Below are 15456 nucleotides of genomic sequence, written 5' to 3'. Positions count from 1 at the left end.
GGGCTGCCATTTTTTTTGGCTCCCGTTCGCGGGGCATTCGATAAGGAGATTGAACATGTACAAACACATTGCAAAGGTTGCGTTGCTGTCGGCGGCGTTGATGTCGGGCCACGCGTTGGCGGTGACCGGTGGCGGGGCGACGTTGCCTGCGGCGCTTTACAAGGGCTCGGCCAACAGCATTTTGCCGGTCAGTTTCAGCTACGCCGGTGTTGGCAGCGGGGCAGGTAAAGCGGCGTTTTTAAGCAACAATGCTGCGCCGTTCGGCACTACAGGCACTGTGCATTTCACTGGCAGCGATTCGATCCTGACGCCAAGCGAAATCAGCCAATACAACAGCGCTTTTTACGCCAGTTATGGTCCGCTGATCCAGCTGCCATCCGTTGGCACTGCAATCGCCGTGTCTTATAAGAAAAGCGGTATCAGTAATCTCAACCTGACGAGCAGCCAGTTGTGCTGGGCGCTGTCGGGTGAGGCCCCAACGTGGGGCCATCTCATGGGCACTGCCGACACCACACCGATTCGCGTGGTCTACCGGAACAACGCCAGCGGCACTTCGGAAATCCTCACTCGCCACCTCAATTCCGTTTGCCCGACAAAGTTCTCGACCAGTTCGTTGTTCACGACGGCGCGCCAGCCGTCAGGTTCGACACTGCCGAGCAACTGGGTCGGGGTGTCGAGCGACAGAGATGTCCTGCCTACGATCAATCAGGTCGACGGCTCGATCGGTTACTCCGGCCCTGACGGTGTACTGGTGAGCGATAACACTGTCGTTGCGCGTCTTAATGGTGTGTTGCCAACCCTGATCAACATCGCGCTCGGACTGTCGTCCGTTGCGCCACCGGCGTCAGCGTCTCAGGCAGCCAATCCCGCCAATTGGTCGCCCGTGGTGGCGAACCCTTTCAACGGCTACAAAATGGTCGCCTACAGCAACTTGATCATCGGGCAGTGCTACAGGGATGCCAACGTGGCCAACGAGATTCGCGCCTTCCTGACCACCCACTACAGCAATCCTGGCAACAATGCCGCAGTGGTGGCGCACAAATTACTGGTGATGCCACTGAGCTGGAAAAACGCCGTTACCGCCAACTTCATCACCAACACCACTGGCTACAACCTCGACATCAACAACCCTTCCGTGTGCAACGGGATTGGCCGTCCCCTTTGAGAAAGCGGCGTGCCAATCAATGGCAGCCCCTGGGCTGCCATTTTTTGCCCGCAAAACAACCATAGACACCGCGGATACACCGCAAACATGAAGTTTGTGTGACATCCGTTCGGTCGCGACCGCCGCCAACTGCCTATGACGTAACAGCAGGTTTTTGCACGCCTGCGGCCTGTGTGGCAACCAAAGTGTGGCAACCCAAAAGGATCTCGTAGTGATGCTCGCTCGCCCATCCCGTCGTACCAACGTCCAGTCGTTCAAACGTGAAGCCGCGGAGCCGGCGCTGTGGTTGCTCAAACCACTGGCCCAAGCGGTGGCGTTGTGTCTGGTGGCGGGTAATGCGCAGGCGGCACCGGCGTTCAGTTCGAACTGGTTCGCCGCCAAGGGGGCCGCGCAGCAAGGTGCAGCCGCGCGGCCGAGCAGCGGCGGCTTGCCGGGCATGACGCCGCCCCTGGCACAGCAGCAAAAAGCCAACCAGCAATTGCAGCGCTCGATCCAGACCCTGAACAACACGGTCGCCGCGATTGCCGCGCAGCAGGCGGCTCAGGCGGCAGGTCGTGCCGCTGCGCTGGGCTCGGTGCAGTTTGTCCCGGACGGTTTGGGCGAGGGCGGTCTGAAGGTCGATAACAGCCTCACCCAAGGCTGGCAGAATGCCAAGGGCCCGCAGCAAACCCAGGCCGACGGCAAGACCACGGTGAAGATCGAACAGACCGCCGACAAGGCCATTCTCAATTGGGAAACCTTCAACGTCGGGCGCAACACCACGGTTGAATTTGACCAGCAAGCGAATTGGGCGGTGCTCAACCGGGTCAACGATCCGAATGCCCGGGCGAGCCAGATCCAGGGGCAGATCAAGGGCGACGGCACGGTGATGCTGATCAACCGCAACGGCATCGTCTTCAGCGGCAGCAGTCAGGTCAATGTGCGCAACCTCGTGGCAGCGGCGGCCAGCATCACCGATACCCAGTTCCGCGAGCGTGGTCTGTACTTTGACAGTAGCGCCACGCAGCCGACCTTTACCGATGCCGCTGGCAAGGTACTGGTGGAACGCGGCGCGAGCATTGCAACGCACCCACCCGCGACGTCTACTGATGGCGGTGGTTATGCCTTGCTGCTCGGCAGCGAAGTGCAGAACGATGGCAGCATCAGCACCGCCAAGGGCCAGACCGTACTCGGCGCCGGTGACCGCTTCTACATTCGCAAAGGCGCAGGCACCGAGGGCAATGCGCTGTCGACCACGTTCGGTAACGAAGTCACCCCTGGTTTCAAGGCGGGCGACGTCAGCGGCAAGGTCAGCAACAACGGCTTGATCCAGTCCGCCACTGGCGACATCACTCTGACCGGCCACGAAGTGCTGCAGAACGGCGTATTGCTCGCCAGCACCTCAGTGGCTGCTCGCGGCACCGTTCATCTGTCCAACCCCGACAGCGACAGTGCTGGCAGCGTCACGCTGGCGCAAGGCAGTGTCACGGCGATCATGCTCGACAGCAGCGACCTGAGCGCACTCGACAGTCAGCATCAGGCGGCCCTCAGCGCGGTCACTGCGAACAACCGGATTCGGGGCGATCAGTCGCGTATCGAGATTCAGAGCGGTGGCAGCGTCGAGTTCCAGAACGGCTCGATCACCCTCGCTACCGGCGGGCAAGTGGCAGTGACGGCGCAGCGCCGCAGCCTGGTGCGCGACGGGGCGATGATCGACGTGTCGGGTGCACTCGGCGTCAAAGTGGCGATGGAAAACAACAACATCAAGATCAATGTGCAAGGCAACGAGCAGCGCGATGCCTCGGTCAATCGCGAGAAGGGCGCGCTCAACAGCAATGACATCTGGATCGATGTACGCGAACTGGTCTACGTGCCGGCGGGCACCAACGGCTATGCCTCGGATCGCTGGTACACCCCCGGGGGCTTGCTTGAAGTCGGCGGTTATCTCGGCACCCAGACGCACAGCGTCGGTGAATGGATGGCGCAGGGTGGGACGGTGAGTTTTGCCGGCAACGATGTGGTCACCGAGAAGGGCTCGTTGATCAATTTGTCCGGCGGCACCCTGGATGTGCAAAGCGGCGAGATTCGCCAGAGCTGGCTGCGCGGTGCGGACGGCAAGCTGTATGAAGTGTCCCGTGCGCCGGGCGATCTGCTTTACACCGGGTTGTACAACGGTTTTGAGGACAGCAGCGAACGCTGGGGTCAGACCCGCTATTTTTACAATCCGCTGATTGCCCCGCGCTCGCGTATCGAGTCGGGTTACACCGTCGGGCGGGACGCCGGGCAACTGGTGATCGCCACGGCCAACGCCATGCTCGACGGGCAGATGCTCGGCGAGGTGTATCAGGGCGAGCGGCAAAATCAGGCGCCCCAACCGGTGCTCGACGGGTATGAGCAGAGCCAGACCGCACTGGCACGCCGCGCGCAATTGATCGTCGGCAGTTATGACCCGGCGTATGTCGCGGCGGCGGGCGGCGTGTTGTATACGCTCAATCCGTTGCTGGATCAGGTGCAGATCGGTGGCGACAGGCCGTTGGCCGGCAATGACCTGGACCTCGCCAGTGCCGTGTCAGAGACGCGCCAGGGCAAGCTGTTCCTCGATAACGAGCAGCTCAACGGTTTCCGTCTCGGTGCGCTCAAGGTGGCGGCCAGGGATCAAGTCGTCGTCGACGGCGCGATCACCGTCGATACCGCTGGCGACATCACGCTGTATGCGCCGGATGTGCAGATCGGCGCAGACCTGACCGCGCGTAGCGGCAGCCTGCGTCTGGGCAACGTGCTCAATCAGTTCAACGGTACCCAGAGCAGCGACACCCGGCTCACGGCGAAAACCGGCAAACCGACGCAAGTGTCTGTGGCCGAAGACGTTCACCTCGATACCCGCGGCGTCTGGAGCAATCTGCGTACCCGGCCGGACGATGGCGCGAGCCTGGCCTCGCTCAACGGTGGGCGGGTGTCGATCCGCAGCAGCGGCGATATCAATATCGGCGCCGGCAGCGTGCTCGATGTGTCGTCCGGTGGCGCGATCCTCGCCAACGGCAAGACCCGCGGCGGCAAGGGCGGTGACTTGACTCTGGAATCCAGCGCGATATCCGCACCCGGTCAATCGCACCTGCGCCTCGATGGCGAGTGGCGTGGCTACGGTGTAACGGGTGGCGGCACCCTGACCGTGCAGGCCAACAAGATCCTGATCGGCCAGAGCGACAAACCGTTGGCCGACAACACCCTGCAACTGTCTACCGATCTGTTCAACAAAGGTTTCTCCGCTTACAACCTGATTGGCTTGAGCGGTCTGGACGTGGTTGAAGGCAGTGTCGTTGACGTCAGTCTGCCGCTGTACCGTTTTAGCGATGCCGCGCCGAATCAGCTCAGCGGCGCCGATCCACAAGCGGCGCTGGAGTTGTGGACGCCGGCGCTGTTCCAGCAGAACCCGACTGAGGGCGTGCTGACGCAACGCGCCGGTGCCAGCCTGACGCTGCAAGGCGGGGCCAGCCTGCTCAGCCTGATCGATGCGGCCAACAGCAGCCTGACCCTCGGCCGTGGCTCGCGCATCAGCGTCGACCCGGGGCAAAGCATCACATTGCGCGGCGCCGGGCAGATCACCGTGGACGGTGAACTCAATGCCTGGGGCGGCACAATTGATATCCGCCAGCAACAGTTCGGCTCGATCAAACCGGCCACCTCCGATCAACTCGCGGAGCCGAACGCGCATGACCGTTCGATCTGGATCGGTGAACACGCGCGGCTGGATGTGGCAGGGCGCGTGAACACCGCAGTGGACGCTTTGGGTCGCACCTATGGGCAGGTCGGCAAGGCGGGCAGCATCATCCTCGGTGGCGAGATCGACGCGAAACTCGCCACGGCCACTGCCGCCGATGCTTACGTGGTGGTGCGCCAGGGCGCACAACTCGATGCTTCGGGTGCCGAGGCGCTGCTGGACATCGCCGGGCAGGGACCGACGCGCGTAGCCACTGATGGCGGACGCATCGCGATCGGCTCTTACAACGGCCTGTTCATCGACGGTGATCTGCGCGCGCTGGCCGGCGGTGTCGGGGCAGCCGGTGGTCGTCTGGAAGTGGCGCTGGAGACGCCGTTGTACGTCGATTCGGCGGACAACAGTGTGCGCACGCCACGCGAGTTGATCATCGACCAGACGTCGACCGGGCCGACGCTTGCCGCCGACCTGCGCCCGGGCGAGGCTGACGACGGTTTGCGCTACGGTCAGGCTCGTGTGCATGCCGACAGCCTGATGGCGGGCGGCTTCGACACCCTGAGCCTGTTGAGCAACGGACTGTTGTCGTTCGACGGTGACGTCAACCTGCACATGCAGCAAAGCCTCAGCCTGTACGCCGGGGCGTTGACCCTGGCCGAGTCAGCCAAAGACACGGCACGGGTCGATCTGAGCGCGCCGTATCTGCGCCTGTCCGGCGTCGGCAGCTATTACAGCGTGGTCGGCAGCGTGCGCCCGCGCCTGACGAACAGCCCGACCGCCAGGCTGGCGGACGCCCGCTTCACGGCGTCGGCCAACCTGATGGATCTGGGCAATGGTCTGTCGTTCGGGGCACAGGGTTCGATCCTGCAACTGAAGGCAGCGGCCGCCGAATACAGTCGCCGTGGTTTTGCCCAGGTGAGTCTCGACAGCAGCGGCGATCTGCGCTTTCTGGCACCCACCGATGGCGCAGAGAAAAGCCGTTTGTGGACCCCAGGTGACTTGAACCTGCGGGCGGCACAGATTTATCCCGCCAGTGATGTTCAGGCAGAAGTGCGTGTCGGTTATCAGGGCGCGGAGTCGGCGGCCGAACATACCCTGCGCATCAGCGGCCACGGAGCGGCGCCGGCTGCTGCGCCTTTTTCGGCGTTCGGCAAGCTGACCTTCTCGGCGGCGTCTATCGAGCAGGGCGGTGTGTTGCGTGCACCGCTGGGCAAGATTGTCCTTGGCGACGACTTGTTGACCACCACCCGTGAGGTTCGTTTGTTGCCGGGCAGCGTGACGTCGGTCAGCGGTGCCGGGCTGGTCATGCCCTACGGCGGCACCACTGATGGCATCGATTACCGCTACGGCGGCAGATCGGTGGTGTTGGACGGCGTCACCGGGGAAGCGACCGGTGTGTCGATGAGCACCCGGTTCATCGATGTGCAGAGCGGCGCAATCATCGATTTGTCGGGGGGTGGCGACCTGCGCGGTGCCGGTTTCATTTCCGGGCGCGGCGGTTCCACAGATGCCCGTTTCAATCCGCTGGTGCGCAACGCTACCGACGGCACGTTCAGCTTGCCGGGGTTGGCGAGCAACCCTGTTTACGCAATCGTTCCGGGCAACCAGAGCACTTACGCACCGGTGTTGACCGAGGCCGGCGCAGTCGATCCGCGTATCGGTCAGCAGGTCACTATTGGCGCTGGAGTGCCGGGTCTGGCGGCCGGTACATACACGTTGTTGCCGTCGACGTTTGCTTTGCTGCCCGGGGCGTTCCGGGTCGAAGTCAACGGTCAGGCAACGCCGGGTGCAAGCCATGGTGCGTTGCCGATGCGTAATGGTTCGTGGACTGGCAGCGGACAAATGTCGATTGCCAACACCCCCCTGCGCGACAGCCTCGCCCAACAGGTCATCCTGACGTCGGCGGATGTGTTGCGCCGTTACTCGCAGTACAACGAAACCAGTCTCGGCCAATTCATTCAGAGCGATGCCGTGCGCCGCGGAGTCCCCCGGGCGCTGGCCCCGCAGGACGGCAAGACGCTGGACCTGCGCCTGATTGACGGTGGCGAGCAGGACATCGCATTGCAATTCAACGGACAGGCGCGGTTCGGCGCCGCCGCGGGTGGTCTGGTCGGCACGGCAGTGGTGCGCAGTGGCAACGCCCGCAGCAGCTTCGAAATCCTCGGCAGCGGGCAGGCGCCCACCGAGGGCTTCAACGGTATCTCGCTATACGCCGAAACGTTGAATAACCTCAACGCCGGACGTTTGACCCTCGGCGCGATGCCGACCGTCAGTTACAGCACGGCGGGCAACATCATCGGATTCATCGGGGACACCTCCAGCATCGTCCTGCGTGACGGGGCGTTGCTGGCGGCACCGGAAGTGTTGCTGCGCACCAACTCGATCAGTGGCGGCATCACCGTCGAAGCGGGCGCCGGGATCAACGCCCTGGGGCGTGGCAACGCCGCTTATGACTCGACGGCCGGGTACATTTACCAGCCGGGCGCGGCCAGTGTGGTGGTGGTCTCGAACGGCTGGACCAATGTGCTGGCGCCGGAGGCGGGCGGTGGTTTCACCGGTGCCGGCAGCATTCGGATCGGCACCTGCACCACGACGGTGTGTGCCAGCCCGGCGCTGCTATATTCAAACGGCAGTATCACCGCCGCGACGGATAACCAGTTCGAGCTGGGTGAAGCCGTGCGTTTTGGCACGCGTCATCTGGCGCTGGCGGTGGGCGCGCTCAACGCTGGCAGTGCCCAGGCGCTGGCGGCTGCAGGCGACCGCGTACCGGCCGGTCTGACCTTGAACCAGAATGTTCTGGATCGTTTGCTGCGCGGTGATACCCGGTTCGGCGCGCCGGCTCTGGAGACACTGAGCCTGACCACGCGCGACGCCTTCAATCTCTACGGCAGCGTGACCCTCGACACCTTCGATGCGCAGACAGGCCAGAGCAAGCTGCAAAACCTCGTGCTCGCCACCCCGGCGATTTATGGTGCAGGCGGTGCCGAGGATATCGCGACGATCCGCACCGCCAACCTGATCTGGAACGGGGCCACTCAGGACCCCGGTAGTGTGATCAGCGGCGGCGCCGGTACCGGCAGCGGTACCCTGGATATTCAGGCACAACGCATCGAGTTGGGTTACGGCCCTATGCCACAACCCAATGGCCTTGATCAGAACAATCGTCTGGCGCTGGGGTTTGCCAACGTTAACCTGAGCGCCAGCGAACGTATCACCGCCAATCACAAAGGCAGCCTGGCGGTGTATCAGCAGCAGGGCGCTTACGACCCGCTCAAGGGTTACGCCTACACGGGCGGCAACCTCACGCTGCGCACACCATTGCTGACCGGTGAGGCGGCGTCGGTCAATCTGCTCAAGGCCGGCAATCGCTTGACGCTCGGCGGTGCGGCTGCTTCGGGTGTGGCCGATGCCCTCGGCGCAGAGCTCCATCTGCAAGCCCGCGATATCGTGCTCGACAGCCGCATTGCGCTGGCCAGCGGCAAACTCACGGCCAAAGCCGAACACGACTTGACGCTGGCCGACGGTGCGCAACTGGACATGTCCGGGCGCACCTTGCCGTTCAACGACGTCAGCAAATACAGCTGGGGCGGCGACGTGTCCTTGTTGAGCAACAACGGCAATATCCGCCAGTTTGCCGGGTCGCGCATCGACCTGTCGGCAAAAAACAATCAGGCCGGTAACCTCAGCGCCGTGGCATTGGCGATCGATGCCGGCGTTGTCGATCTGCAGGGCGAAATCATCGGCGCCAGCAGCGGCTACTACGACGCCGGTGGTACGCGGGTACCGTACAACGCCGCTGGCGTGGATATTCGCGCCCAGCAGTTGGGCGGTGACGCGAGCGTGCAGTTCGCGGCACTCAACCAGCGCCTGAACGCCGGGCAGGTGTTCGGCAGTCGCAGCTTGCAACTCAAGCAAGGCGATTTGCTGATTGGCGACGGGCTCAAGGCAGGCGAGGTCAATGTCTCGGTGGACAATGGCAGCCTGACGGTCAACGGTTTGATCGATGCCAGCGGCGAGCGGGTCGGCAGCATTCGACTGTCGGCGCAAAACGGCCTGACGCTGGCCGGCGACAGCGTGCTTGATGCCCATGGTCGGGTGTTGCGCGTCGACAGTTACGGCAAGATCATCGACGCGCCGAACCGTGCCATCGTCGAGTTGAATTCAGGCACCGGGTTGTTGACCCTGGCGTCGGGTACGCGCATCGACTTGCGTCATGGTACCGATGCGGTGTCGGGTTTGCTCGCCGGTCAGCACGATCAGATGCTGCGCGGTACCCTGGAACTCAACGCACCGCGTCTGGGCGCCGGTGACATCGCCATCGACGCGACTGGCACCGTGAATATTCAAGGCGCGCGTTCCATCGGCCTCAATGGCATGCGGCGCTATACCGATGCGCGCGATGGTGTCGATCCAGCGGCCAGTGGCCGGCCGTATCAGGTGATCGATCAGGCGCTCTTTACCCGCATCGATGGCGACAACACGACTTTCGTCGAGGCCGCGCTGAGTAACGCCGATCTGTTGCAACGCAAACTGGCCGGTCTGAACAACGCGGCTTACGCCGATGCCTTCCACCTGCGTCCCGGCGTCGAGATCGCCAGCAAGACAGCGGCCGGCGACCTTGTGGTGGAAGGTGACATCGATCTGTCGCGCTACCGCTATGACAGCCTCAATCCGCACACGAGCAAGGTCGCCGGTGTTTATGGCTCTGGTGAGTCCGCCAGCCTGGTGATTCGCGCCGGCGGCAACCTTGATATCTACGGCAGCATCAACGACGGTTTCGCGCCGCCACCCGAAACCGTCGACGACGCTGGCTGGAAGCTGGTGCCGGGCGTGCAGCCGTTCGGCGGCGATCTGATTGTGCCGGGAGCCGGGGTGACGCTGGCCCCGGGTACGCAGTTTCCGGCGGGCGTGACCCTCAACTACGATTTGCCGATTCAGGCGACGACGCTGGTCAGCGGCACGCTGCTGCCGGTGCAGGTGGAACTGGCCGCACCTTATACCTTCAGCGCCGGCACGGTGCTGGCGGGGGCGGTGCATGACGCCTCGGGCAATCTGTTGTATGCCGCCGGAACGCTGCTCGGCGACGATATCACGGTACCGGCCAATAGCCGTTTGGGCGCTGGTATTCGCTTGAATCGCAACACGGCATTGAATGCCATGAACTGGCCCAAAGGCGTGCCGTTGCCAGGCGCTTTCGATGCCGACACGGGCAGTAGCAAGAATTTGATGTTGAGCCGTTCAGTGGCGCTGTTGCGCGGCTCGCTGATTCCGTCGATGACCAATGTGGTGCTCGCTGATGGTGTCGCGTTCATCGAGTTGCGCGCCTTGAATGGCGCCAGCCAGGGCGCCAACTGGGCACTCGCGCCGATGTTGCCGTCCGGCAGTGCGTCGTGGTCGATCCGCGCGGTGGCGGGGGCTGATGTTTCCGCAGCCGACAGTCGTGCGGTGAAACCGCTCACCGCCGAGGGCAATCTGCGCCTGGCGGACACCCATTACGGGGCGAAGATCACCGAAGGCAATCCACGCGCGGTGTGGTCGGAAACCAACCAGTATGGGTTCCCTGCCTTCGAACCGGTGCCCGAGGAATACCTGATTCTCTGCGACACCGATCCCGGCGCCTGTGCACCCATGGCGCGCTGGACCTGGGCCCCTGGCAACCAGTTCGGTTTCCAGGATTACGCGCCGATTCCCGAGGAATACCTGACGCTGTGCGACAGCTATCCCGAGGTGTGCGTCGAAAGCAATCCGGCGAAGAGCGCTACCATCCACAGTCAGATGTTCAGCGTCTTGCGCACTGGCACCGGCGATCTGGATCTGATCGCCGCCGGTAATGTGAGCATGGCCTCGCCATTTGGCGTGTACACCGCGGGCACCCAGTCGGCCGATGTCGATCCGCGCTTCAACCAGATGCGTGGGCGCTTGTCGGACAAGGACTCGGTATTGGGCAGCGCAGGCAGCGATGTCGAAAAATGGGTTAACGGCGGCGCCGACAGTCTTTATCAGGCCTGGTATCCACAGTTGGGGGGCAACCTGACGATCAGCGCCGGCGGTTCGGTTTCTGGCGATACCCTTGGACGCAAGGCCGCCAATAGCGGCGGCTACCGTGAGCAGGTGCCGAGTGTGGCGGTGGGCAACTGGTTATGGCGTCAGGGCACCGGCAACAATGACGTGCCGACCGCCTGGTGGATCAACTTCGGCAGTTATGTGACTCAGCCATTGCCGGATGCCGACATGGACGCTGCGCCGTATCTGGTGGGCTTCACCGGTTTCGGTACGCTGGGGGGCGGCAATATCCGTCTGCGCGCCGGCGAAGACGCCGGCATGCTCAGACCTATGGGGGATTCGCGGACCCACCCGCGCAGTCAGGGGCTGATCGTGGCGGTGGGCAGCACCGGTCGCGTCGGCAGCGACGGCAGCCTGCAACTGACCGGTGGCGGTGACATGGATATCCGCATCGGTGGCTCGCTCAACCCGTCCCTTCAAGCGCGGGCCGGCAACGATGGGATCACGCCGCCCAGACATGATCTGCAAGGCGCGCTGATCAACCTGCGCGGCGCGGCCCAGATCAGTGGCAGCGCGGTCGGCGGCATCAATCTGCAATATGGCGCCAACAGCGTGCAGCATGACGCTCGCGAAACCCGTGCGCTTGACCCGTTCACCGCGACCACCAGCAACGCATCCGGCGGGCTGGTGCTGATACCCGGCGACTCGGGCATGCGCATCAACACCCGTGGCGATCTGGTGCTCGGCGGCGCGGCAGACCCGGGCCGCGTGCGTCTGCAGAACGCCACGCCGTTGTTTGACGAGGCGGGGGACATCACCCAGGGCGGGATTTTGAGCGGCTTTTCGCTGTGGACCGAGCACACGGCGATCGATCTGTTCTCTGCTGGCGGCAATCTCACCCCGAGTACCCAATTGGCCGAGACCGACACCAACGGGCCACTCAAAGGGCAGAACACTTCGCCCACCGACAGCCGTTTCGTCTATCCGTCGATTCTGCGCGCAGTGGCAGGGCAGGGTTCGATTTACGCCGGTTCGTCGGCGGCTTACAGCGTCGGCAACACCGCGCCCGCGACCGCTTGGTCGCTGTTGTTGGCGCCGTCGGCCTCAGGTCAACTGGAGCTGTTGGCCGGTGATTCGATTTATGCCGGCGGCTATGCGATCAACCAGTCCGGGGCCAGTCCATTGGCAATTGCCACGCCGTTTGCCCCGGCGTTCAACGGCTATGCCAGCAACTCGGCGCAAACCCCGTTCATCTCTAACAGCGGCAGCGATGGTGTCGCCGCGGAACCGAATCTGCGTTATCCCTTGTTCGCTTTCGGCAGCAACTCGTACGCCAGCCTCAGCGATGTAATGGGCCCGGCGCGAATCTACGCGTTGACCGGCGATCTGGTTGGTATCCGCAGCGGCGAATCGTTGCGGGCGAGCGATTCGCTGCGCACCTGGTACGAAGCCGCCGGGCCGGTGTGGATGATGGCCGGTCGCGACATCGTCGCCTCTGGCACCTATCTGGGCCAGCCGACGATTTCGCCGAAGGATGGCGTCGGCACCACCAAGGACACGATCTACTCCACCGGCAACCTGTTCGTGCATAACGATCCAAGGGACGTGTCGAAAGTATCGGCCGGTCGCGACATCCTCTACAGCAGCTTCGATATCGCCGGCCCTGGCACCCTGGAGGTGAATGCCGGGCGTAACATTCTCATGGAAGACCGGGCCAGCATCACCAGCCTTGGTTCGTTGCTGGCAGGTGATCAGCGGCCGGGCGCCAGCGTGGTCTTGCAGGCCGGCACCGGCGCGCAAGGGCCGGATTATTCACGGTTCATCGCGCATTACCTGAATCCGCAAAATCTGGCCAATCCTGATTCGTCGTTGAGCGCGCAACCGGGCAAGGTGATCAAGACGTACCTCGACGAGCTGCAGAGCTGGCTGACCCTCGGGTACGGCTTCAGCGGCAACGCGGAACAGGCGCAAGCCTTTTTCGCCGCGCTGCCAAGCGTCGAGCAGGCAATCTTCGCCCGGCAGGTGTACTTCGCCGAACTGCGCGCCGGCGGCCTGGAGTACAACAACGCCGACGGCCCGCGCCAAGGCAGTTATCTGCGCGGACGCAACGCGATTGCGGCACTGTTCCCGACCACCGATGTCGCCGGCAACCCGATCCGCTACGACGGCGATATCACGCTGTACGGCGGAGCAGGGGTCAAGACCCTGTTTGGCGGCGACATTCAGATGCTCACCCCGGGCGGCGGTCAGGTGTTCGGCATCGAAGGCGCAGCACCACCCTCGACGGCGGGGATCATCACCCAGGGCTCGGGCAACATTCAGCTGTATTCGCAGGGCAGCATCCTGCTCGGGCAGAGCCGGATCATGACCACCTTCGGCGGCTCGATTCTCGGCTGGTCGGCCGAGGGCGACATCAACGCTGGTCGCGGTTCGAAAACCACCGTGGTCTACACCCCGCCAAAGCGTGTCTACGACACGTGGGGCAACGTCACGCTGTCGCCGTCGGTGCCGAGCACCGGCGCCGGTATTGCCACGCTCAACCCGATTGCCGAAGTGGCGCCGGGCGATATCGACCTGATCGCGCCGCTGGGCACCATCGATGCGGGCGAGGCGGGGATTCGCGTGTCGGGCAACGTCAACATCGCCGCGCTAACGGTGGTCAACGCCGCGAACATTTCGGTGCAGGGCAAGGCAACCGGTGTGCCGGTGGTGTCCGCGGTGAACACCGGCGCGATCACCTCGGCCAGCTCGGCGGCATCCTCGGCCACGCAAGCCGCCGAAGACGTCGCGCGGCAGCAACAAGCGGCGGCGCGGCAGAATCAGGCCTCGGTGTTCACCGTGCAGGTGCTGAGCTTCGGCAACGAACAACTCACACCATCGCGCGATGGCGCCAGCCGCGCACCGGCCCCGGGTTACAACCCGAACAGCCCGGTGCAGGTCTTGGGCGCGGGGGCGTTGGATGAGCAGGCCAGGCAGCAGTTGACCGAGGAGGAGCGTGGGCAGCTGACGATGTAAGAGAACTCTCGTGCGGTATGTTTGGGCGACCGTTGGGTCGCCCTTATTTTTCTGATTCAGTGCATATCCGTTGCTGCGGTAACGGCCGCTTATGGTTTCGCCTGACGGCGACTCACTTTTTTTACAAACGCCTAAAAAAAGTAAGCAAAAAAACGCTTGCTCCTACGTTCGGCCCTCGCAAGCTCGGGTCCCTTCGCTCCGGGATCGATCCGGGCGCAGCGGCTACGGTTTGCTTCGCTGCACCTCCTTCCGCTGTGTACGACTGCGTCGTACGGTCGCTGCGCTCCCACGCCCGGATCAATCCCTCCACTCAGCCTTCCGACGTCGCCGGTGAGTCAAAAGCAAGATCAAAAGCACGCGAGCTAACGCTCATTGTAGAGTGGTTAGAAGCGGCGGGTTGCTTTGGGTTTGTGGTGGAGCTGCCCCTCATCGGAACGCCGCCCGCCCTCTCGCCCTGGAGAGGGAGCCGATTTGTGGGGGTTCAAAACTTGAGTACGACTCGGTAATTCACGTCGGCGTACCTTTCCTGTTCACCTCGGTCAGCTCCCTCTCCCTCTGGGAGAGGGCTGGGGTGAGGGTTTGGGGCTCATGCACTCACCAACCCCCCACAAACCCACCGCCCGCAGGTAAACTCCGCGCACTTTTTCAAGGAGTTCACATGAGTTACTACCAGCCGGGCATTCTCGCCACCCCAGTTCCTGCGCAAGCGCGTCACCTGTTCTTCGCCCTCGAGTCGGTGGAAGCGCTGCCGCAGGCGCTCGACAACCTGCTCAATCAGGTGGATGGCGCGTCGGCGGTGGTCGGTTTCGGTGAACCGCTGGTCAAGGTGCTCAACGTGTACATCGACGGTCTGCGCAGCTTCCCGGCGCTGGCCGGTGTCGGTGTTGAAAACCCTGCCACCCAGCACGCGCTGTGGGTCTGGTTGCACGGTGTCGACCGTGGCGAATTGCTCAATCGCTCCAACGCCCTTGAAGCCGCACTCGCACCGGCCTTGCGCCTGGTCGACCGTCAGGAAGCCTTCCGCCACAAGGACGGCCACGACCTCACCGGTTATGAGGACGGCACGGAAAACCCCCACGATGACGCCGCCATTGCCGCCGCGCTGCTGAGCCAGGGCGCTGATGGCCACGTCGGCGCCAGTTTCGCCGCGATCCAGCAATGGCAGCACGACCTCAAGGGCTTTCACCAACTGTCCGGCGAGGACAAAGACAACATCATGGGCCGGCGCCTGAGCGACAACGAAGAAATCGACGATGCGCCGGTCTCGGCCCACGTCAAACGCACCGCGCAGGAAAGCTTCGCCCCGGAAGCCTTCGTCGTGCGCCGCTCGATGCCGTGGATCGAAGGCGATCGCGCCGGTTTGATGTTCCTCGCATTTGGTTTCTCGCTGGACGCCTTCGAAGCGCAACTGCGGCGCATGAGCGGCCTGGAAGACGGCATCACCGACGGCTTGTATCGAATCAGCCGGCCGATCACCGGCGGCTACTACTGGTGCCCGCCACTCAAGGACGGCCACCTCGACCTGCGCGCCTTGCGCATCGGCTGATCCCTTGCTGCAACGCGATTCCCTGTAGGAGTGAGC

At 63.5% G+C, this 15456-nt stretch carries 3 protein-coding genes; all 3 read left to right on the top strand.

Features of this window, described 5'->3' with window-relative positions:
• The first annotated feature begins 55 nt into the window (after positions 1 to 55).
• The 3 genes from J3P93_RS15675 (at position 56) to J3P93_RS15665 (ending at position 15420) form a co-directional block, all read left to right on the top strand.
• Entirely contained in the window at positions 56 to 1165 is a 1110-nt protein-coding gene (locus tag J3P93_RS15675; protein WP_434589346.1) for a substrate-binding domain-containing protein, read from the top strand.
• Between the two features lie 214 nt (positions 1166 to 1379).
• Positions 1380 to 13874: a filamentous haemagglutinin family protein gene (locus J3P93_RS15670; RefSeq protein ID WP_434589344.1), complete on the top strand. Its 12495-nt coding sequence runs from the start codon at positions 1380 to 1382 to the stop codon at positions 13872 to 13874.
• A 658-nt stretch (positions 13875 to 14532) separates the two neighbouring features.
• The gene (locus J3P93_RS15665) at positions 14533 to 15420 is read left to right on the top strand and encodes a Dyp-type peroxidase (RefSeq protein ID WP_434589342.1); all 888 of its coding nucleotides are present in this window, start codon (positions 14533 to 14535) and stop codon (positions 15418 to 15420) included.
• The last annotated feature ends 36 nt before the right edge of the window (positions 15421 to 15456 follow it).

The organism is Pseudomonas sp. R3-57 (assembly GCF_051132065.1).
Lineage (GTDB): Bacteria > Pseudomonadota > Gammaproteobacteria > Pseudomonadales > Pseudomonadaceae > Aquipseudomonas.
The sequence above is the reverse complement of the archived record's forward strand: the minus strand, read 5'-3'. Positions and strand labels throughout refer to the sequence as shown.

What these genes read in the sequence shown, in the direction of transcription:
- J3P93_RS15670 (WP_434589344.1), top strand. Translation starts at nt 1,380, where the DNA reads ATGCTCGCTCGCCCATCCCGTCGTACCAACGTCCAGTCGTTCAAACGT.
- J3P93_RS15665 (WP_434589342.1), top strand. Translation starts at nt 14,533, where the DNA reads ATGAGTTACTACCAGCCGGGCATTCTCGCCACCCCAGTTCCTGCGCAA.
- J3P93_RS15675 (WP_434589346.1), top strand. Translation starts at nt 56, where the DNA reads ATGTACAAACACATTGCAAAGGTTGCGTTGCTGTCGGCGGCGTTGATG.